This is a genomic window from Stutzerimonas stutzeri, from assembly GCF_024448985.1.
GTDB lineage: Bacteria > Pseudomonadota > Gammaproteobacteria > Pseudomonadales > Pseudomonadaceae > Stutzerimonas > Stutzerimonas stutzeri_AP.
The window spans coordinates 40,598-62,094 of the sequence record NZ_JAMOII010000017.1 but is presented as its reverse complement, the minus strand read 5'-3'; the positions used below and the strand labels follow the sequence as shown (position 1 = coordinate 62,094).

At 60.1% G+C, this 21,497-nt stretch carries 19 protein-coding genes; 9 read left to right on the top strand and 10 right to left on the bottom strand.

What is annotated here, in order from left to right; all coding sequences use genetic code 11:
- Positions 1-4 precede the first annotated feature (4 nt).
- From NA647_RS16055 to NA647_RS16030, 6 genes are all read right to left on the bottom strand, one after another.
- On the bottom strand, positions 5-994 hold the full coding sequence (locus NA647_RS16055) for a glycosyltransferase family 2 protein (protein ID WP_256058603.1): 990 nt from the start codon (positions 992-994) through the stop codon (positions 5-7).
- Positions 943-2,268, bottom strand: a complete 1,326-nt coding sequence (locus tag NA647_RS16050; RefSeq protein WP_256058602.1) for a flippase — start codon at positions 2,266-2,268, stop codon at positions 943-945. Before NA647_RS16050 ends, NA647_RS16055 begins: the two co-directional genes overlap by 52 nt.
- A gap of 61 nt (positions 2,269-2,329) precedes the next feature.
- Positions 2,330-4,561, bottom strand: a complete 2,232-nt coding sequence (locus tag NA647_RS16045) for a GumC family protein (protein ID WP_256058601.1) — start codon at positions 4,559-4,561, stop codon at positions 2,330-2,332.
- A 46-nt stretch (positions 4,562-4,607) separates the two neighbouring features.
- Positions 4,608-5,147, bottom strand: coding sequence for a polysaccharide biosynthesis/export family protein (locus NA647_RS16040; protein WP_256058600.1), 540 nt, complete (start codon positions 5,145-5,147; stop codon positions 4,608-4,610).
- A gap of 191 nt (positions 5,148-5,338) precedes the next feature.
- A complete protein-coding gene (locus NA647_RS16035) occupies positions 5,339-5,851 on the bottom strand; it encodes a transcription termination/antitermination NusG family protein (protein WP_256058599.1) in 513 nt (170 codons plus the stop codon).
- Between the two features lie 650 nt (positions 5,852-6,501).
- Entirely contained in the window at positions 6,502-7,386 is an 885-nt protein-coding gene (locus NA647_RS16030) for a helix-turn-helix domain-containing protein (RefSeq protein ID WP_256058598.1), read from the bottom strand.
- Positions 7,387-7,582: 196 nt separating this feature from the next.
- Here NA647_RS16030 and NA647_RS16025 point away from each other — a divergent pair, with 196 nt between their 5' ends.
- The 6 genes from NA647_RS16025 to NA647_RS16000 all read left to right on the top strand — a co-directional run bounded on the left by NA647_RS16025 (position 7,583) and on the right by NA647_RS16000 (position 13,741).
- Complete coding sequence (locus NA647_RS16025; protein ID WP_256058597.1) at positions 7,583-9,634, top strand: FUSC family protein; 2,052 nt, start codon at positions 7,583-7,585, stop codon at positions 9,632-9,634.
- The gene (locus NA647_RS16020) at positions 9,631-9,840 is read left to right on the top strand and encodes a DUF1656 domain-containing protein (protein WP_256058596.1); all 210 of its coding nucleotides are present in this window, start codon (positions 9,631-9,633) and stop codon (positions 9,838-9,840) included. The genes NA647_RS16025 and NA647_RS16020 overlap by 4 nt, the downstream gene beginning before the upstream one ends.
- Complete coding sequence (locus tag NA647_RS16015; RefSeq protein ID WP_256058595.1) at positions 9,837-10,739, top strand: efflux RND transporter periplasmic adaptor subunit; 903 nt, start codon at positions 9,837-9,839, stop codon at positions 10,737-10,739. Before NA647_RS16020 ends, NA647_RS16015 begins: the two co-directional genes overlap by 4 nt.
- On the top strand, positions 10,736-12,214 hold the full coding sequence (locus NA647_RS16010) for an efflux transporter outer membrane subunit (RefSeq protein WP_256058594.1): 1,479 nt from the start codon (positions 10,736-10,738) through the stop codon (positions 12,212-12,214). The genes NA647_RS16015 and NA647_RS16010 overlap by 4 nt, the downstream gene beginning before the upstream one ends.
- Positions 12,215-12,324: 110 nt before the next feature.
- Positions 12,325-13,260 (top strand): LysR family transcriptional regulator, encoded by a 936-nt coding sequence (locus tag NA647_RS16005; protein ID WP_256058593.1) that lies wholly within the window; start codon positions 12,325-12,327, stop codon positions 13,258-13,260.
- A gap of 244 nt (positions 13,261-13,504) precedes the next feature.
- Entirely contained in the window at positions 13,505-13,741 is a 237-nt protein-coding gene (locus tag NA647_RS16000; protein ID WP_256058592.1) for a DUF2790 domain-containing protein, read from the top strand.
- Positions 13,742-13,761: 20 nt separating this feature from the next.
- Here NA647_RS16000 and ligD read toward each other — a convergent pair whose 3' ends face one another.
- Both ligD and NA647_RS15990 read right to left on the bottom strand, forming a co-directional pair.
- Positions 13,762-16,314, bottom strand: coding sequence for a DNA ligase D (gene ligD / locus NA647_RS15995; protein WP_256058591.1), 2,553 nt, complete (start codon positions 16,312-16,314; stop codon positions 13,762-13,764).
- Between the two features lie 24 nt (positions 16,315-16,338).
- On the bottom strand, positions 16,339-16,656 hold the full coding sequence (locus NA647_RS15990) for a hypothetical protein (RefSeq protein WP_256058590.1): 318 nt from the start codon (positions 16,654-16,656) through the stop codon (positions 16,339-16,341).
- 274 nt (positions 16,657-16,930) lie between these two features.
- Between NA647_RS15990 and NA647_RS15985 the strand changes: the two genes are divergently transcribed.
- Positions 16,931-17,212, top strand: a complete 282-nt coding sequence (locus NA647_RS15985; protein ID WP_256058589.1) for a DUF1652 domain-containing protein — start codon at positions 16,931-16,933, stop codon at positions 17,210-17,212.
- 30 nt (positions 17,213-17,242) lie between these two features.
- On the opposite strand, the gene NA647_RS15980 is transcribed toward NA647_RS15985, so the two are convergent.
- Complete coding sequence (locus NA647_RS15980) at positions 17,243-17,773, bottom strand: ferritin-like domain-containing protein (RefSeq protein WP_256058588.1); 531 nt, start codon at positions 17,771-17,773, stop codon at positions 17,243-17,245.
- Positions 17,774-17,955: 182 nt separating this feature from the next.
- Between NA647_RS15980 and NA647_RS15975 the strand changes: the two genes are divergently transcribed.
- Positions 17,956-19,068: a mechanosensitive ion channel family protein gene (locus NA647_RS15975; RefSeq protein WP_256058610.1), complete on the top strand. Its 1,113-nt coding sequence runs from the start codon at positions 17,956-17,958 to the stop codon at positions 19,066-19,068.
- 75 nt (positions 19,069-19,143) lie between these two features.
- Here NA647_RS15975 and NA647_RS15970 read toward each other — a convergent pair whose 3' ends face one another.
- Complete coding sequence (locus NA647_RS15970; RefSeq protein WP_256058587.1) at positions 19,144-19,644, bottom strand: CinA family protein; 501 nt, start codon at positions 19,642-19,644, stop codon at positions 19,144-19,146.
- A 299-nt stretch (positions 19,645-19,943) separates the two neighbouring features.
- Between NA647_RS15970 and glgA the strand changes: the two genes are divergently transcribed.
- A complete protein-coding gene (gene glgA / locus NA647_RS15965) occupies positions 19,944-21,494 on the top strand; it encodes a glycogen synthase GlgA (protein ID WP_256058586.1) in 1,551 nt (516 codons plus the stop codon).
- The last annotated feature ends 3 nt before the right edge of the window (positions 21,495-21,497 follow it).

Below are 21,497 nucleotides of genomic sequence, written 5' to 3'. Positions count from 1 at the left end.
CGCATCAGGAGGGAATGATCTTGCGATAACCCTTGATGCTGAACGCGCGTGCCGCTGCCAGCATTCGCATGGCCAGCCGCGCCGGCAGCGCCAGGTTCGGGCTCGTCAGCAGTACGGCCGGCGCGTAGCCGAGCCGTTCCAGCAGGGATGCATCGCGCAGCGAATCGATCAGGACCCTATGGACAAAGGCGGTCGCTACCTTGTCATTGTTCTTCAACACCACCCTAAGATGGTTCATGGCAAAGCCGCGCCGGTGCCTCGGCTCGCTGATGTAGCTATTGAGAAAGTACTGGCTGGCCGGAATATTCAGTACGTTGCTCATGCGCCCGCCGTTCACCGACGAATCAATGACCGCGCCGTAGCCCTCGTCGAATCCCAGGGTCTCGCCATTGCGGGCGGCACGAAGCGCAAAACCCCAGTCCTGGTGCTTGGCCTGCAACCCATCGAATGTCGTGCCCCTGTAGCGGGATCGGCAGAGGCTGATCGTCGAGCTTCGAACATCGCCGTTCAGGCAGAACAGGTACTGGTGCATGTCGCCCTGATAGAGCGGCAACCGGACGTCGAAGGTCCGGTACGCATTGCGCGCCCGATAGCGGCCGAACAGAATGCCGCAACCGCTGCGTACATGCAGCGCGACGCGTCGCGCTATGTGTTCAGGCAGAAATGCGTCGTCACTGTCGAGCAGGAAGATGTAGTCGCCGGTAGATGCGGCGATGCCCAGGTTCCTGGATTCCGCGGCATTGCCCTTTGCGGCCTTCTCTATGATCCGCAGGTGCGGTACCCGCGCGGTAACGGCCCGCAGGATGTGCACGTCGGGCGACCGATCGTCGACCAGAATGATCTCATGGCTCAGTCCGTCGACGGCCCGCCTCACTGAGGCGACCGCATCCATGATGAAGGCGGCGCTGTTGTAGGTCGGGATGATGATCGAAACTTCAGGCATCAGAACTCTCCTGACTCGATTGGTCGAGGGGTCGCCGATCGCTCCCTCCACAAGTCACGCAGCACCCTGCTGGTTCCCCGAATGCCCAGGGTGAATAGCGCGCGGCTCTGCATCTTCAGGCAGTCGATGGTTTTCGGACTCAGTACGTTACCGATCCAGGACGCGAAGATCTGGCTGATCAGCGTTGCGACGGCCGCGCCCCATAAGCCGAATCGCGGAATGAGCATCAGGTTCAGCACGATATTGAGCAGCAGCCCGAGCGCAAGCCGTAGAGGACGCAGGTGGCCAAGGCCAACGGCCACCAGATAGTTGGTACAGGCAAATCCGACCACCGAAAACACGCCGGCAAGCATCGCGATGCCCAATATATCCAGCGCCTGGCTGTACGCTGGGCCGAACAGGTATGGAATGGCCGCATAGGCGGCGAGCCAGATGGCCAGGCCCGCGGCAATCGATGAAAACGTGACGATATCGAAGTAGGTTCGGATATTCCTCGCATCCGGCTTGCTGCAAATGAAGGGAAAGAATGCCGTTGCGATCAGGATCGGTATGACGGCATAAGCCTCCACTACCCGGATGGCGACGCTGTAGACGCCGGCCTGATCGACGCCGATGAGAAAAGCGATCATGACCTGATCGATTCGGGTGTAGATCACGATCATCAGTGAACACAGCAGCATCGGGGCCGCGGGCCGCCAAAGCTCCCCTACCAGGCCGTAATTGAACGCCGCGATGCTCACCCGCACCGGCTTGTTCATCTGGTAATAGGCATACAGCAACAAATTGATCGCGATGTCGAATACCGCACTCAGGGCAAACAGGATCAACCCGGCGTCGATCCATAACAGCACGATCTTGACGATCGATGACAGGCACAGGCTGGAAAGCCCGACGTAGGCAACATGCGATGACTGGGATTTGGCCTGATAGAGCGCCTGATAGCTGTTGAAGTTGTAGAAAAGCACCGAGCAGATCGTGATCGCGTACCCCAGCTTGTGCGCGACGGAGAGCGCGTCGGTCAGGTACAGCCCGACGACACAGGGAATCACGAGCACGGCGCTGGCGGTAAACCGGCAGATGACCGCCGTACTGAGCAGTTCGCTATCCGAATACTTCTGCTGGGTGAATTCCTTGATAAGAATCTGATCGAGCCCGAGGCTTCCCGCCGCCCAGATAATAATCGCCACACTGAGTCCCAGGCTCAGAATCCCGAAATCCTCGGGGCCGAGATGTTTGGCCACCAGACCGATCAGGACGAACGCAACGGCCAATTTGATGAGCTTTTCCAGCAACAGCCAAACGGAGTTCTGAATATATTGTTTCATGGTGTCATCCTTTTCATTGGACAGCGGTGATTGCTACGACGGCGCGAGCGCGACCGGCGAATCAACTTGCCGTTGTGCCTCCGTATCGGTAGTAGTCGTAATAGCTGCTATATCGATAGCCTTGTCGCTGCGCCTTGCGTATGTCCACCTGATTGAGGATGACCCAGTCCGCTGGCGTGGCGTTCTGCTGCAGTTGCGTGACGCCCCGCTCCACTTCGATGATCGGCGTGCCCTCGCTGCGGACGACGAACACCATAGTGTCCGCCTCGGCCGCCAGGACCATGACATCGCTGACGCCCTGGGTTGGCGGCGAGTCCACCACGATCCGGTCGTAACGAGTCTTCAGCGATTCAAGTGCCAATGTGAATTGACTGGACGCCAGTAAGCTCAGGGGATCGCGCACAGCGCTACCGGCGCACAGCATGTCCACTCCGTCGACCGTTGCGATGCTGTCCTCCAGGGCAGCGCGCCCCTCGACCACGTCGGTCACACCCAAACGATCCTTGGGCAGCGCGAAACGCTTGGCCAGTGTAGGTCTGCGCAGATCCGCATCGATCAGCAGCACGCTGCCCATGTCGGCGAGTGCATAGGCGAGGTTGGCCGACAGCACGCTTTTTCCGTCGCCGGGCAGCGCCGAGGTCACCACGATGACCTGACTGTGGTGATCACTGTTGGCCATCTCCAGCTTGGTTCGGATGGTGCGAACGGACTCGGTAAAAAGGCGATCCTCATCATGCAAATACAATCTAGGCAGCGCCTGCCGTTGCGCCTTGGGCATCAACGGCACGATGCCCAGTACCGGAATGTTCAGTTTCTTTTCGATGGCTTCAGTGGTGCTGAAGGTATCGTTCAATACGTCCTTGACCACAGCCGCGGCAGCGGCGAAGCACAAGGCTGCCAGAGCAGCAACGGCGACTATCAGCGGCCTGTTCGGCTTGACCGGCTCCTCGGGCAGCATCGCTCGGTCAACGACCTGCACGTTGACGCTGTTCTGATCAGCGGTTGCGGCGGTTTCCTTCAAACGGACCAGAAAGGTGTCGTAGAGCGCCCGGTTCGCTTCGACCTCACGCGCGAGTTCACGCACCCTGAATTCCTTGCTGGAGAGGTCCTGGATCTGATGCTTGTTGGCGTCGAACAGACTCTGCTGGGATTGCTCGTTGGCGACCGTCAGCTGGTAGTTCCGTTCGATGCCAGACACGACCTGGCTGACCTGCGTCTTCAGGCTGGTCGTGGCTGCCTCCAGTTCGGCTTTCGCCGCGATCAGTTCCGGATGTCCTGGGCCGTATCGCTGGGAAACTTCATCGACTCTCGCGGCGGCTTGCGCCCGCGTTGCCTTGAACTGCTGAATAACCGGGTCGGCCAGCACTGCAGGGACGCTGGCCAGACCGTCGAGGCCGGCGTATTTCATCATTTCGACCTGACGGTACTGGCTTTGCGCTTCGGCCCGCTGTCGCCGCGCGTTGATCAGCCGGTCGCCGGTCAACGTCAGTTCGGTAGCCGCCACCGTCGCGATCCCCTGCACGTCGACCAGCCCCTCGGACTCCCTATAGGCCTGGAGACGATTCTCCGACTCCTGCAGCTTCTGGCGCAGCTCATCTAGGCGACTATTCATCCAGTCCGCAGCGGTCGCGGACGTCGCCATGTTGGCCTCGAACTTACCCCTGATGTAACCATCGACCAGCGCATTGGCGGCCTGCATGGCGGTGTACGGGTCAGCCAACAACACGTCCAGAGCGACCACCTGACTCTTGCCACGTGGACTCACCGTGGTGGCTGCCATCAATTGCTCAGTAGCGGTTTTTATCGCTTTCGCACCCTCGCCGTCGGGTTCTATCGGCGCTTTGCGCTGCATCCCCAGCCAAGAGAGCTGACCGAGCCGTTGTATCAGCCCGCTCAGCCATTGCGGCGTCAATGGCTCCGGTGGCGCGAATTCGGGATGGTTTGTCAGGTTGAGCTGGCGGGCCACCCGCTCAGCCAGCACGCGGGCTCGGAGCAGTTCGATTTCAGTTTGCAGATAATCGCTGTATGCAGTTTCACTCTGGTTCACCTCCTCAATCGCGAGCAGCTTTGCCGCATCGCCCTGAACCAGCACGGTTGCGCCTGCACGGTAGAGAGGCGTCATCCATGCGGTCGCCAGCATGGCAAGCAACGCTGCGACCAGTGCGAAGCCAAACATCGGCCACTTGCGCAACCAGACACTCGACCAGAGCTTGCGCAAGTCGAGCTCCGCCTCCGCCGGTTCCTGCGGCAGCACGCTCAGATGACGCTCGAGAGATGGAGGTTGGCTGGTCATAGCGGCCTCGCTGGATAAGGAAACTCACCACTTGCGCTCATGCACATCAGAAAAATCCTTCTTCGATGGTCACCGTATCGCCCGGCAACACGGGCGTATCCATCGACGCCTCGATCGGCCCTTGAACAGGGTCCAGATCACGGATGATGGTGATGCGCTTTGCCGAAGCCCGCTCGGTCAATCCACCGGCAAGAGCTGCGGCGCGACGCAGGGTCAAGCCCGGCTGATAGGGATAGCCACCAGGCAACTTCACCTCACCGATAATGTAGAAATGGCGGTACTCCAGCACATTGACCGAGACCCGAGGACTGACTAGGTACTTGCCCTTCAAAGCTGTCAGCAGAAAATTTTCGATTTGCGCAACGGTCTTCCCCTTCGCCTTTACTTCGCCGATGAACGGGTAAGAAAACGAGCCCGCGTCGGTCAAACGAAGTTCTTCGAAGGTAAGATCCGGCTCGCCGAGCACTCTGATGCTGACGACATCGCCAGCCGACATTCGATATTGGGATATATCCTGAGCAGCAACTGACGTGCCCAACAGAGATATCGGCAATATGAACAAAGCAAAAACCAGACGGATAGACATTGCCGCCCTCCTCCTTGTAATTACGCGCTAACGGCTATTTGAAATCACGGCCCCAGTCTGTTGGCTCAGGCAATGCGCGGCCCGCCGTTTTGTTCAACCACGCTCCCGCCCTGAGTCGCCACCCAACTACTCAAAACAGAACTACTACTAACTACCGACACCAGAAAAGCCTGCTGCTGCGTAACGCTTTCTCAGGGATACAGTACGGGCTCGATCAAAGCGCTGGAGACCGTCAGTCGACATTCTTGATTAAGAAGTTTTACTAGCAGGACGGCGCGCTCCGCTCCGTCCGCCGCCAGAAAAATTGCGTCGATACCCGAGCTTATTCCCAACCTCACCTGAACTTTATCGCCAGGTTCGAGCGGTTTTTGATCACCGCAGCGATACTTGATCTGTTCGATAAGCGCATCGTCTATCGTGTAAGGCCTGTTATTGAACCCTACGACGCGAAGTACACCGCGCGTACAGCGCAAACTATGCCAGTTCGAGTCTGGAGTAAGACGGACGAACAGGTAGCCGGGAAACAGTGCCTGGGCCTTGTGTATCGAAGGGTCTGCAGCGCTCGGTTTTTTCGCGATGCAAATATGCGGGAGATAGCAAAAGTATCCCTGCTCAGTCAGATTTGCCAACGCTCTACGTTCTTGCCTGGATTTGCAATGAATCAAGAACCAAGCATTCTCAGGTAGTTGTGCAATGTCATTCATAAACAAACTTCCATTGTTTGACAAAAGCAACTAATCGTCCGGTCACGTTCGCACTTCAGCTTTAGCATCGTCGTTCGGTTTGGACGGAACTATGAGAAACCATCCTTGTGAGTGCAAGCCTAAAAAACTATTAACCCAACTTCAGTGCAGTCACAGCCCGATTTAATCGTGAAACCTTTCGTCGGCTCGTTATTTTCTGACCAATAAAGATTAATCATCCAGCATACACAGCGGCCGTCTGTTGCTCCGAGCGACTTTAAAATTCGAAGTCGATGGGTAACCACTTGTAATCAGGCGAAAAATTGAGTACATGAACTCGTAGGAACTGTGCTGTCTCGTTTTTTCCGTGCGGCATTGAGGCAGTAACAAGCGAGACGCGAGACAATTAACCCCAGAAATTGTTCCTGGAGCGAAACGGATTAGCTCCGATCTGTAACATTTTCCATGAAGCAGTCTGACGAACGGTGCCGCAAGCGACTCGCCAGGCGGAGCGAGCCGTCAGCTCGTCACGGAATGCCGCCCCCAGACAGTTCGGGGCCTGCCAGTATTTGCCGGTTTCGTCGAGCATGACCCGCCGGCAAATGCGGGTGGCAGTTATGAACACCTCGCCTTGCCGGGCGTAGCGTCGACACACAACGATGCTTCGTTGGTCAATCATCTCGCTTGAACGCACCACGAAACTCGCTGGGCTTGAGTCCGGCTTGCTTGCGGAAGAACCGACTGAAGTAAGCGGTGTCGGCGAAACCCAGGTCGCGTGCGATCTGCTGGATATGCAGGCTCGTGTAGGCCAGTTGGCGCTGTGCTTCGCGGACCGTGCGTTCGTTGATGATGGCACTAGGTGCGACCCCGGCTTCTTCCCGGCAAACGCGGCCCAGGGTGGCGGTGGTCATTCCGAGCGTTTCGCTGTAGCGCCCCAGCGTCCAATGATTACGGAAGTGCTTGTCGACCAATTCGCGAAACTGCCTCAGCACGGCGGCACGCCGGCTTTTGCCCGGTCGTGGCGCGGTATTGACGGAAGCGTCCAACCGTGCGGCATGGATCAGCAGCGTCAGCAGCAGCGAATGGCCCGCTGCGAGGTTACCGCGGGCATCGCTCCGTGCTTCCGCCTGGATCAGCTCGATCAAGGGCCAGATGGGTTCGCTGCCGTCGGCCTGCCAGGGCAACGGCACGACGCTCGGGCGCTGCAGGAAGCCCAGCAGTCCTGGCGCCACGATACGCGCCATTGATTCCAGCGGCCGTTGTGCCGCGGTGATGACCGGCCCGTCGGTGTCGCGGTGATAGCTGAACGCATGCACGGTGCGGCTCGGCAGGACCAGGATACTGGGGCCGGTAAATGACAAGCGCTGATTTTCCAGCGAAACCTCGCCGCCGCCGCTACGGATGTAGAACAGCTGCAACAGCGCATCGTGCTGATGCGGTTTGATTTCCCACTGAAATTGCTCGCTGCGCTCGTTGATCCATTCGCAGTGCAGCATGTCGCGCCAGGCCGGCTGGGCGATCTCGCCATACAAGCCGTAATTAGGAATTCGCTTCATCGTGCCTCGAACAGGCGGACCGCCTGCGGTATGCGACCAAGACGTTCTAGGATCGAGGGCGCATGATTTTGGGAAGTTCGAATTGTCCTGTTGGTTGTTCGATTTGTCACATCGAAACACCGTTAAATGCAACAAAACGTGTAATACGCCGTAGCGCTCCGCTCCCCGCGATGCGGCCTCGTGAAAAGCCAAACCAATGAATATGCCTACCTGGCGCGAATGGCTGTTTTCAGCCAAAGCGCTGACCGCTGCGTTGCTGTCGCTTTACATCGCACTCGCCATTCCACTGGACAATCCCTACTGGGCGATGGCCTCGGTATATGTCGTCTCGCACCCGTTGTCGGGCGCTACGCGTTCGAAGGCGCTCTACCGGGCGCTGGGGACCCTGCTCGGAGCGGCGGCATCGGTTGCAATATTGCCGCTGTTCGGTCAGCAACCGGTGATGCTGAGCCTGGTCATCTCGCTATGGCTTGCCGCCCTGCTCTACCTTTCGCTGATCGACCGCTCGCCGCGCAGCTATGTCTTCATGCTGGCGGCCTATACCGTGCCGTTGATCAGCCTCACCGAAGTCAACGCTGCGCAGACTATCTTCGACGTGGCGCTGGCTCGTTCCGAGGAAATCCTGCTGGGCATCGTTTGCGCCAGTTTGGTCAATGCGGTGCTGTTTCCCAGCCGCATTGCACCGGTGCTGAATGCGCGTATGGCGGTGCTGCTCGCCGACGCCCGCGCAGGGGCGCTGCAGATGCTCAGCGCAACGGGATCGGCCGACCTCGATCAGCGCGCGTTGCATCAATTGATGATCGACGTGATGGGGCTCGACGGCATGATCGTGCACCTCGAGTACGATGCCGACAGCCACCTTCCGGCCCGCCATGCCCGTGAATTTCGCGCGCGCATGGCGATGCTCGCACCGCAGCTGATCTCCATCGGCGATGCGCTGCGTCAGTTGCGCCAGGTTCTGCCGGAGCCATTGCCGGAATTCGACGACTATCTGCAGCGCGTCGGCCAATGGTTGCAGGACGAGAATGCGCAGCTTGACGCTGACGGGCTGGTCGAGCGCAGCTGGCAACTGCAAACCTGGCTGAGCGATAGCCATCCTGAGCAGCACTTGGCGTTGGCCGGTGCGCTCGGGCAGCTCCGTGCGCTGATCGCTCTATGGCAGGACGCCCTGGAGCTGCGCCGATGCTTTGCCCAGGGCCATCCCGAGCAGGCGCCGGCGCTGCGCTATCGGGTGCGCCAGTTGATCGGCGCACCCCGTCATTACGACTACCCGCTGCTGGCGTTCAGCGCCCTGTCCGCCGGAGTTCTGGTACTGCTGGTCAGCCTGCTGTGGTACTGGTCGGGCTGGGCGCACGGTTATACCGGCGTCTTTCTTGCAGCCGTCGCCAGCTGTTTTTTTGCCGGCCAGGACAACCCTGCGCCTTTCATCAAGTCGATGCTGGTGGCGACGTTAATTTCCACCGCAGCCGCGGCGATCTACCTCTTCGCATTGATGCCCAACGTGCACGACTTCGGCAGCCTGGCCATTCTGCTTGCCGCGCCGTTGCTGCTATTGGGTACTTTTTCCGGTCGCCCCCAATATGCCGGGACGGTGGTCCTGCTGGCGGTCCAGACCATCTCCACCCTCACTATTCAGGATCGCTACAGTGCCGATTTCTCACGATTTGCCGATGTCGCTCTGTCCTCGGCCATGGGCGTGACCTTCGCCCTGATCTGGGCTCACCTGACCCGACCATTCGGTACGCAGTGGGCGGCGCGCCGCCTTGCTCGGAGCGGCTGGATCACGCTTTCGCGGTTGACGCTAGCAAAGCCGCAACAGGATCACGACGACGTTGCTTCCAAGGTGATTGACCGCACTGCACAACTGCTGCCCCGCCTCGCCCAATTGGCGGACCAGGGCCTGGCGCTGCACGATGCGACCCGTGGTTTGAGGCTGTGCTTCCGCCTGCTGGAGCTCAAGCGACGGCAGCTTCCGGCAGACGCCGAGCAACCACTGCAATCGATCCTTCTCGCCCTGCACGACTACTTTCAGGCCTGCGCGCGCACCCGTCATCCTGAGCTCGCGCCGGATGGCTTGCGTCAACAACTGGACGACAGCGCGCACTACCTGTGGAACCGTGGCGGCCAAGCCGCACACGACGCCAGCCTGGCGTTACACGGCCTACGTCTCGCACTGTTTCCCGCAGACTTGCCTACCTCCGCATCGCTACCGACCACTGGACACGAGCCCCTCGGAGCCTCCGCATGAACGGACATCTGAACATCTATGGCGTTTACGTGCCGGTGCTGCTGGTGCTGATGCTTGCCGCCTACCTACTTAAAAACCTGCTGGGCATGATCCTTGGCCGACTGGGCTTGTACCGCTGGATCTGGCATTCGCCGCTATTCAACCTCGCCCTCTACGTCATGGTGCTGGGCGCCTTATCCACCTTCCTACCCGGACTCGAATCGTGAAGAAATGGATACCTGCCACCGGTTCGGTGGTGCTGACCCTGCTGGCCGTCGCCATCGCCGCCGTGGTGAGCGTGCATCTGTGGGACTACTACATGGAAGCGCCCTGGACCCGCGACGGCCATGTGCATGCCGACATCATTCAGGTGGCACCCGATGTATCCGGGCTGGTCACCGAACTGCGAGTGCGGGACAACCAAAAGGTCAGCCGTGGTCAGGTGCTGTTCGTCATCGATCAGGCGCGCTTCGAACTGGCCCTCGGAGAAGCCCAAGCCACCGTGCTGGAGCGGCGTGCCCTGCTCGCTCAGGCGCGCCGGGAAGCCAAGCGCAACCGCGTACTGAAAGACCTGATCGCGGCGGAAACCATCGAGATCGGCGACACCCAGGTCAAACGCGCCGAAGCCGCGCTGAAGACCGCCGAAGCCGCACTCGGCGTGGCCCGGCTCGATTTGGAACGCACCCGCGTGCTCAGTCCTGTCGACGGCTACCTCAGCGACCAGACCATGCGCGTCGGCGATTACGTCCACACCGGCAAACCGGTGCTGTCGATCGTCGATACCCGTTCGCTGCGCGTCGAGGGCTACTTCGAGGAAACCAAACTGCACGCCATTGAGATCGGTCAGCCGGTGGACATTCGGCTCATGGGCGAGTCGCAGCACCTGCGTGGCCATGTCCAGAGCATCGCTGCCGGCATCGAAGACCGCGACCGCGTACGCGGCAACTCGCTGCTGCCCAACATCAATCCGAGTTTCAACTGGGTGCGGCTGGCCCAGCGGATTCCGGTGCGCGTGGTGCTGGAGGCCGAACAGGAAACCGATATTCGACTGGTCATCGGGCGAACCGCGACCCTCTCGGTCCTGCCCTGGCCGCAAGCCGGCGTGACGGAGCCGGCAGCGCTATGAGCCGCCACTGTCTCGCCGCCCTGCTGACTCTGGTCGGCACGCTCAGCGCCTGCACCACGGTGGGCCCCGATTATCGAATACCGGACGATGCTGCGATTCAACGGGCCGAAGTCCAGGCACCGTTCGATCTGGTCGGCAATGCGAAGGTGGAGAAAACCGAGTTGCCGGCCGACTGGTGGAAGCTCTATGACGACCCCCTCCTCGACCGGCTGGTGAGCGAGGCGCTGCAAAGTAATACCGATGTGCGCCTGGCCTATCAGAACCTACTGCGCGCCTACGAAGGCTTCCAGATGGCCCATCATGCGCAGGAAGTCGAGATTGGCGGCGCCGGATCGCTCGCACGTGGCCAGCTATCCAGCGAATCACTGGCGCTGCAGGAAAAAATTCCGGTAATGAACCTCGCCGATGCCGGGCTTTCGGTCGACTACCAGCTCGACCTGTTCGGCAATCTCAAGCGCGCCGCCGAATCGGCCGGAGCCAGTGCCGATGCCAGCGCCACGGCCCTCGACGCGGCCCGTATCACCGTCGTGGCCCAGGTCGTGCGCAACTACGTCGAGGCCTGCCACGCGAGCGAAGAACTGGCCATCGCCGAACATTCGCTGGATATTCAACGGCGCCAGCTGGACGTGGCTACGCGGCTGTTCAGTGGCGGCCGCGGCAACGAGGTGGATGTAGACCGCGCACAGGCTCAGGTCGAAGCGCTGCGTGCTGAGATACCACCGTTCGAGACAAAAAAATCCGCGGCGCTTTATCAACTCGCCGCGCTGCTTGGCCGTACGCCTGGCGATCTGCCCGAAGCGGTGGCTGCATGCAACCAGGCTCCGCAACTGGGTCGACCGATTCCGGTTGGCGATGGCGCGGCGTTGCTCAAGCGTCGTCCGGACATCCGCGCGGCGGAACGCAGCCTGGCTGCGGCCACTGCGGATATCGGTGTCGCCACCGCAATGATGTACCCGCAAATCAGCCTCGGCGCCTCGGCCGGGTATACCGGCATGCTCGAACATATCGCCGATCCCATTACCCGCCGCTGGGAATTCGGGCCCTCCATCTCTTGGCACATTCCGACGCAAGTCGACCGTGCTCGGGTCCGTGCCATGGAAGCCGGCGCCGACGCGGCCCTTGCACGCTTCGACGGTGTGGTACTCAACGCCCTGCGTGAAACCCAGACGCTGTTGGCGCGGTATGCCCATGACCTGCAGCGCAACCGTGCGCTGCGCGATTCCCGCGAGGCCGCCAGCCGCGCCGCCGATCACACCCGCAGGCTTTATCAGGAAGGCCGTCTGGCCTACTTAGACAGCCTCGACACCGAGCGCACCCTGGCGTTTGCCGAAGCCGCGCTGGCGGAATCGGAAGCACAGCTCTCGCTGGATCAGGTCGACCTGTTTCTGACACTGGGTGGCGGATGGGAAAACGCTGAGCCAGGGCACAGCTTGCGCACTGAGGTGTCTGCAACGATGCCGGGCGGCGACAAATGACGATTTCCAGACTCAGAGTGAAATTGAAATGACAGACAGAACAGGCGCATTGGTCGCGCCCGGCAGCGGCCAGCGGGACCTGCTCACGTGGCTTGGAGGTCACTAGGCCAATGGACATGCTCCATGCGATGCGAGTGTTCGTACGGGTAGCTGATGCCGGCAGCTTCACCGCAGCAGCGCTGCAGTCCGACACGTCCACCGCTCAGGTTTCCCGACTGGTATCGGAGCTGGAGAACCACCTGCAAGCGCGTCTGCTGCAACGCACCACGCGGCGTTTGTCTCTGACCGAAGCGGGTCAGCGTTTTCTCGAGCAAAGCCGTGCGATTCTCGATCAGGTCGAGCTGGCGCGAGTCGAAGCCAGCGGCGCGCATCTGGTGCCCAGAGGGCGGCTGCGGGTGCATTCCACCATTGGCCTGGGTATCCAGTTGCTGGCATCGCTCGCAGGTCGCTACGACGAGATCTATCCGGATGTCTATCTGGACCTGATCCTTTCCCAGCGCCAACCCGATTTGCTGGAAGACAACCTCGACGTGATCATTACGCTGTCGCGCGAGCTGCCCGATTCCGAGCTGATTGCCCAACAGCTGGGCACGGTCTTTCACGTCGTCTGCGCCTCACCGAGCTACATCGAGCAGCACGGTGCTCCACAGGTGCCGGCCGATCTCGAACGGCATCGCTGCCTGCGGCTTGCCGATCCGGTGTTCGCGGACAGTTGGAGCTTCATCGGCGGCGGTATCGAACAGACGATCCAACCCAGCGAAACCTTCAAGGTGAACGTGGCCGAAGCCATGAGCTCGGCCGCCGAAGCGGGAATGGGCGTTTGCCTGTTGCCCGATTACGTGGCGGTCCCGGCGCTGCAGCGCGGCACGTTGGTGCGGCTGTTGCCGCAGTTCCGTCTGCAGGAAAAAAACATCTACGCACTCTACCCGTCGCGGCGGTTCCTCGACGCCAAGGTCAAGACCTGGGTCGAATTTCTCAAAACGGAATTGCCGCAAGCCTTCGCCGGTTATCACCGGGTCATACAGAACCCCAACTACTGGGCCTGAAGATTGTTACCCCAGGGGTAAAGATCCCTCTCTGAAAACGCCATTTTTCCGCTGTTCGGCACTCCTTACTCTTTGCCTCGTGGAGAACGCGGTCGACTCCGGTCCCGCGTTGCGTCGTTCGAATTTTCGTTCCTGGAATCGCTCGGCACTTACCACTTTTGGCTGCCTTTCCTCGTTGGTAGCCAGTTTTATTCCCTAGCGTTCGCCACATCCGGCGGGCGTCAAAAGATGCAAAGAGGTCTTTATGAAAAATCTGCTCTGGATTGCCGGTCTGTCCGTGTTCGCTCAACTGGCTAGCGCTGCTCCGCAACCCGCTGCGTATGGATACGGCGACAAATTGGACATCGCCAAAGTCATCTCCATGGAGGTGCCGAACGGTGGTTGTGAAGTGGTCGAAGCCAAGATGACCTACCTAGACTCCAAGGGTGAAACCCATGTGATGAGCTATCTACGTCAGGGCGCTGACTGCAACGATCACTGATCGGCTCCTGGCTGTAGCAATCATTTCATCCCCAGCCGCTCGCGCATATCCGCTGTAATCGTTTGATCCGTCTCGTCGATACCGGCCCAGGGATCGTCATCACCCTGCTCTTCCAGCCGTGACATGAGGTTGCGGATGGTCCAGAGATTGGCGCCCTTGAGCTCGGCGAGCTCGTCGCGGTGAATCGGCACCGACACCGAAAGCCCTTCACGCGCGCGCACCGAATAGGCGGCGACGGTGCTGGCGCCCTGGCTGTTGCGCAAATAGTCGATGAAGATTCGTCCGACGCGGTTCTTCGGCCCGCTGACCGCAGAGAAATGCTGCGGCAGCAACTTCGCCATGTACTGCGCGATCGCCTGGCTGAACACCTTCACTTCCTTCCAGCTCAGGGTCGGCTTCAGTGGTACCAGCATGTGCAAGCCCTTGCCTCCGCTGGTCTTGAGGAAGGATTGCAGGCCGATCTCATCCAGCAGTGTCTGAGTTAGTTGGGTCGCCTCAACCATGCGCTTCCAAGGCAACGCTGGGTCGGGGTCGAGATCCAGTACGAAGCGGTCCGGATGATCGAGTACCGGAGCGACGGCGTTCCAGGTGTGCAGCTCGATGGTGCCCATCTGCGCGGCACTGACCAAGGCTTCGACGCTGTCGATGGTCATCAGCGCGGCGTGTTTGGGAAACAACGCCGTGTCCAGCTGGGTAATGTGCGGAATGCTCAGCTTCTCGGTGTGTTTCTGGAAGAACAGCTCGCCTTCGATGCCTTCCGGGGCGCGCACCAGTGCCAGCGGCCTCTGGCGTAGATGCGGCAATGCCCAAGGCGCTACCTCGGCGTAGAAACGCGCCAATTCCATTTTGGTCGCGCCGATGGATTTGTCGATGACGCGCTCGGGGTTGGAGATCTTGATCTTGCCGCCCGCGCTGCTTGCTGTTCTATCAGCGGCTTTACTCTTGGCCTTGGGTGCTTTCGCCGGGCGCTCATGGGTAATAGCCTGTGCGGGCTTGTCCGAGCGCAAGCCATGGAAGACTGAGTGACGAATCACGCCCTGCCGGGTCATTTCGGCAAAGGCTACCTCGCACATCAATTCCGGCTTGAGCCAGTGCGCGCCGCGCACATCCGCAGCTGGCGGTGCCTTCGCAAGCGGGCTTTTGTCGATTTTCAGCGGCTTCAGCTTGGCGTGCAGGCTTTTGAGCGTGGCCTGATTGAAGCCGGTCCCTACTTTGCCCGCGTAATGCAGTTCGCCCTCGTCGTTATGCAGACCCAGAAGTAAGGCGCCGAAGCCGGAGCGTGTGCCCTTTGGATCGGTGAAGCCAACGATGATGAATTCCTGGCGGTTCTTGCACTTGATCTTGACCCAGCTATTGCTGCGTTTGGAGACATAGGTGCTGCCAGCGCGCTTGCCGATCAATCCTTCGAGCTTCATCTGGCAGGCACTGTCCAGCACGCTTTCAGGCTGTTCGGTGAAGTCCGTCGAAAAACGAAGCAGCTCGTTTTCATTGGCTTCCAGCAGCTGACTCAAAGCCGCCCGGCGTTCTTCCAGGGGAACTTCGCGCAGGTCCATGCCGTTCAGATAAGGCAAATCGAACAGGTAATAAATAATGGTGCCGCTACGCCCGATTTCAAACGCGTTCTGCAATGCCTGGAAGTCAGGCGTACCCTCCTCGTTGGGCACCACCACTTCGCCGTCGAGCCAGGCCGATTCCAGCCCGAGCGCCGCTAACGCTTCGGCCTGTTGTGGCATCTTGGCCGTCCAGTCGTGTCCGTTGCGAGTGAATAGCTGAACCTTGCCCGACTCGATGCGCGCCATGATTCGATAGCCATCGAACTTGATCTCGTAGCGCCAATCCCCATCGGGCACGGATTCGACCAGCGTCGCGAGTTGCGGTTTGAGACTGTCCGGGAGCGGCGCGGGCTTTGCGCCGGATAGCGTAGTGTGTGCGGCTTTCTTATGAGTGCGCGCCGCAGGTGTTTTGACCGGCTTGGCGTCTACTTCGAGCTTCGCCTTGCCGCGTTTGCGCGGGATCAACGTTCGGTCGCTGAGTACGCTGTCAGGCTGTTCCTTAACAATGTCGTAATCCTGCTCGGGGCGCGCCGCGTCGTCGTTCGACTTGATCAGGAACCACTGCTCCTTGCCGCCGTCCATGCGCGTGCGCACCAGGTTCCAGACGCCGGCAAGCTTTTCCCCTTCCAGCGTGAATTTGAGTTTGCCTTTGCGATACCCCTCATGCGGATCGCCTTCCGGAATCCAGATGCCCCGGTCCCAGACGATTACATCGCCCGCGCCGTAATGGCCGGCCGGAATGGTGCCTTCGAAGGTGGCATATTCCAGCGGATGGTCCTCGACGTGCACCGCCAGCCGGCGCGACTTGGGATCCAGCGACGGGCCTTTGGGCACCGCCCAGCTCTTGAGCGTGCCGTCCAATTCGAGGCGGAAGTCGTAATGCAGCCGGGACGCATCGTGCTTCTGGATGCAGTACTGAAGCGCTCCGCTTTTGTCTTGCTTGCGACGCGTGCGGGTTTCGCCGCCCGGCTCGGGCGTCCCGGCAAAATCCCGCTTCCGGTTGTATTCGTCGAGGGCCATGGTGCCGGCTCCGTGACGCCGGGTTTATTCGAGCGTGCCGGGATCGGACGCCGAATCGGTCGGCCCGCCGTGGCTGGAATGGCGCCCCGGATTGACTGAAGCATCGCCCGCGTCCCGATCGGCCTCACCCTCGGTAGCAGGCGGCTCGCTGACAAGATCACCGTCTTCGGTCACGGTACGGCCTTGACTGTCCTTATGCGTATCGAGCGTTTCCTGAGGCGTCGGGTTGCCCATCGGGCTGGGACGGGCACCGCGTTCGTCTTCAGGCGTGCCGGCAGGCCACTGGGCGAACGCGGATGAAGCCATAAGGCTTGCAAATACCAATGCGAATATGGATTTCATAAAGGTTCCTCGTCGTCAGGTGTCGGCGCTCGCTGCGAGTGGCTCGCGAGTACCGTGACTGGTGTGGTTGCGCCGTATTTCGAAAGCGCTGAAGCCGTCGGCAAGCGCAACGGCGCAGGTTTTGCCACTTACATCTGGTCTGCCGAGCGGCGGCAAAGTGATGTTTACAACGGGACAGGGCCTGCTAGCGTTATTAGACGCTGCTACCGCAAAACCGTAGCGTCCGACCGCGAGCATGCTCGCCGACTCTGGAGACTCGAAAGGAGGAAGGATCATGGCTTCACGTCTACCTCTGCTGACGATTGAGAATATCCTCCGCAATTACCTGTATCCCTTCCGCTGTGATTGCCATGCTCAAGAAGATAGCCGTGTCACCGTCCGACTCTATGAAGAGCACGTGGACGGCGAAGAACTCACCGTTTTCGGCATCACCGATGATCAGTGTCGCGACGCCGCAAATCTGGTGCGGCTGGCTCAGGAACTGCGCTTCGAGCTGTACGCCACACGAGGCGGTCTGATGTCCGCCTCGCTTCCCGACAAAGTTGCCGAGCAGTAGCCGTACGTCGCGCGGTTACTCAACACCTTGTCAGCGTTTCGCCTCGACGTCGGGGGTCTGCGCGCGGGTCAGATAGGCCTGGGTCAGCTCGGCAAGGTGGCTGCGCATCCATTCGGCCATCGCCACTTCTTCAGCCAGAATGCGCGTACAAATCTCGGCGGTCTGGGTGTCGCCAATGGTCTCGGCCGCCGCAATCAGAATCTCGTAGGACGCGATTTCCAGGTTTTCGAAGACGTAGCCCATCTGAGCGCCCTTGACGATTTCGTCATTGACCATCATTCCGCCCATGGCTTGTCCCATAGCCATCATTTTGCCGCCCAGATCCTTGAGGCCCGAATACGACTTGTCGTAGCGCTGTAGGCAGCTTTCGATCAGCTTGGCCTGGTTCTGAGTCTCGGTAATGTGTTGCTCGATACGCGCTTTCAACTGGGGATAATGCTCGATGCGACTGGCCTGTTTGCTGAGCATGGACTCGGCCTGAGCCTCCATCGCGTGAGCATCGCGCAGCCATTCAATCAAACGTTCGACGCGGACGTCGTTTCCGGTTTGTGCACTTTGCATGTCGCTTCTCCCATGGGTTGGATACCGATTGGGTTTTCACCCTTGTTAAGTGTGAAAAGAGCCGTCACGGGGAGTTCCGCGTATCCGACTGAATGCACGTTCATGAACTTTGGAAAACAGCCATTAGTCATTTGAAGCAGTCATTCGAACGGAGCTGACTTATCGAAACCCTCGCCTTGCCCATGCCCTGGGAGAACTACATAGACGAGCCCGCGTTGCGGATACTGCTGGCGGCCTCCTTCGTGGTGGTCGTATTGAGTGTGTTTGGCCGTGTACTGACCGCGGTGATGCTGCGCTTGGGGCGAAGCTTTTTGTTTACCAAGGCAGTGTCAGAGCAGCTGGAAAAGCCCATACGGCTGCTGCTTCCGCTGCTTGGCCTGCAGGCCGTCTTGACGGCGTCCGGCGATGAATTCGCCTTGCTGGATGCGGCTCGGCGCATAACAGCCCTGTTGATCATCGGTTGCTTCACCTGGCTCGCTCTACGGCTTCTGCGCGGCCTTGAGCAGGCCGTGCGAATGAAGAACCCCGTGGATGTCAGCGATAACCTGCGCGCACGGCAGATCCAGACGCAGTCGCGTGTGTTGCTGCGGACACTGGCGTTTTTCGTCCTGCTGATCGGCGCCGCCAGCATGCTGATGACCTTCCCGGCGGCGCGCCAGCTCGGAGCCAGCCTGCTCGCTTCGGCAGGTCTCGCTGGCCTTGCCGTGGGCTTCGCTGCGCGTCCGGTGCTCGCCAACCTGATCGCAGGCATACAGATTGCGATCACTCAGCCGATTCGCCTGGATGACGTGGTGATCGTTGAAAACGAGTGGGGCCGTATCGAAGAAATTACCGGGACCTACGTCATCGTTCGCATCTGGGATGACCGCCGGTTAGTAGTGCCTCTGCAGTACTTCATAGAGAAGCCGTTCCAGAACTGGACGCGGCGCAACTCCAGCATCATCGGTTCGGTGTTTCTCTGGGTCGACTATTCACTGCCACTGGAACCGTTGCGCGAGGAACTGCGTCGGCTCTGCCAAGACGTTCCGCAGCTGTGGGACGGCCGTGTCATCGTGCTGCAGGTGACTGACACCAGTGAGAAATCCATTCAGCTACGAGTGCTGGTGAGCTCCCCGGATTCGTCGCGCAATTGGGATCTGCGCTGCCATCTGCGTGAGGGCTTGATCGGCTTCGTTCAACGTCAATACCCACAGTGCTTGCCACAACTGCGGGCAGACCTTAGCGTCGGTCACAAGCCGAACATAGACAAGTCCGTTCCGGAACACATGGAACCGGAGCGTCAGCCGCCGGTTTGACCGCGGCGAAATGGGCCCGCGACTCGCCCCGACTGCGGGCGCCTGGTTACCACTTCGGTGCAGCGCATATGTCGATCAGTCGTGCTCACGGAGTTTATCGATCAGCTGCTGGTATTTGATCGGCAACTGCTCCAGCCCGTAGCGCGCGGCCTGTTTGCGGATCTCCACCCGGTCTCCAGCGAACCGCACGGTCTCGCTGATGCTGACTTGGCGCTCGCCTTGCATCAGAGCAAAGGCGTAGCACTGAGTGCCGCTAGCGTCCTCTTCGCTACCATCGGCGACGCCGGTATTAGCAACCGCGATATCTGCGTAGCTGGCGTTCAACGCGCCTATCGCCATCTCGGTGGCGACTTCTTCACTGGTCAAGCCAAAGGTTTCAATGGTTTCGAAACTGACGTGAAGCATGCGGTTCTTGGCTTTCGGCGAGTAGACGACGAAACCGCTGTCGAGCACTTGGCCGCACCCAGGAATGTCACCTAGCAGCGAGGCCATCAGGCCGCAGGTGCAGGATTCAGCCGTGGTCAATTTCATCTCTTTGTCGCTAAAAAACCGCACGATTTCAGCAAGGTCTTGCATGGTCTTGGCTCCGACTGGCAGCGGTAAAACAACAGTGTCGCGTCAGTTTTCCGAGCCGGCCTTCGAGCGCAAAGTTCCACTCGGCGATTTTGGTAGAAAACTGAGAACGAATTCATAGCGCTGGAGTCTTTTTCAAGGTAGGGCCTTCGCGCTTCTACGCCGCGTAACAAGCGACTCCAAAAAAAGAAGAAACCACTCTTGCCGTGCTCATGATCTGCAGCTCCAGAGGGATGCTGCTTGGAAAACAAACGTGCTTGTGATCGGCCTCACGCCAACACCGGTCACCTGGGGAAGTGCTTATGAGTATTGCTGCGGTAAATAGCCAATCTGCCCGGCTAAAATCCATTCAACCTCAAGGCGTGCTCGTCGAGCGCCCTGTGCTGCAGCTTCGCAGCACGCAGAACGATAAGAAAAAGATCCTTTTCGTAACCTCTGAACTCACCGATCTGGTCAAGACGGGCGGGCTTGCCGACGTGTCCGCCGCCCTGCCCCGCGCGCTGAGCGATCTGCACGATGTACGTGTGCTGATCCCCGGTTATACGCAGGTGATGCAATGCGGCGAACCGATCCGTATCGTGGGCAGCGTGCATGCCTACAGCGACCTGCCCCCGTGCAAGATCGGCCGCCTCGATATGCCGGACGGCCTGATCGTCTACGTGCTGATCTGCCCGGAACTGTACGAGCGCGACGGCCTGCCCTACGGTGACGAACAGGGCAACGACTGGCCGGACAACCCGGTGCGCTTCGCCCGCCTGTGCCTGGCCGCGGCGGATATCGCCGCCGGTACCGCCTGCATCCGCTGGGCACCTGATCTGGTGCATGCCCATGACTGGCCGACCGGGCTGACGCCGGCCTATATGAAGTGGCGTGGTTTGAGCACGCCGAGCGTGTTCACCATTCACAACCTGGCGTACCAGGGCAACATCGACATGAGCCTGCGCCGCAAACTGGGCATTCCTCAGGAAGCCTGCAGCCCGGAGCGGATGGAGTTCTACGGCGCGCTGTCGCTGCTCAAGGCCGGCATTGCCTATGCCAACCGGGTCACGACCGTCAGCGCGACCTATGCCGAGGAAATCACCACGCCCGAATTCGGTTGCGGCATGGAAGGCTTTCTCGCCATGAAGGCGCGCCAGGGGCTGTTGAGCGGCCTGCTGAACGGCATCGACGAGAGCTGGGAGCCGCAGAGTTGCTCGTATCTGGTCAGCCCGTTCGGCCCGCACGAATGGGCCGGCAAACAGGCCAATGCGGCGCATGTGCGCGACCTGTTCGGCCTGGAGCCGGGCGAGGGTCCGCTGTTCGCCGTGGTGTCCCGGCTGGTGCATCAGAAAGGCATCGACCTGACCATCGAGGTCGCCGAGACCATCGTTCAGCGCGGCGGCCAGCTGGCCATCCTCGGCCGTGGCGAACCCCTTATCGAAGAGCAGGTGCGCCGGCTCACCGAACGCTTTCCCGGTCGTGTCGGCGCGCACATCGGCTTCAACGAGACCGATGCCAGACGACTGTTTGCCGGCAGCGATTTCCTGCTCATGCCCTCGCGCTACGAGCCATGCGGCCTGAGCCAGATGTATGCCCAGCGCTACGCGTCGCTGCCCATCGCCCACCGCACCGGTGGCCTGGCGGACAGCATCGATGACGGCGTCACCGGCTTTCTGTTCAACGAAGCCACCACGCACAGCTACCGCCAGGCCGTCGAACGGGCATTGGCGGTTTATGAGAACCCGCAACTGCTCAATGCGATGCGTTGCCGCGCCATGAGCGGTGGATTCTTCTGGAGCCACGCGATCGAACCTTACGACCGGCTGTATCGACAGCTGCTGGGCGAACGGCGCGAGGCCCAGGCCATCTTTTAACGA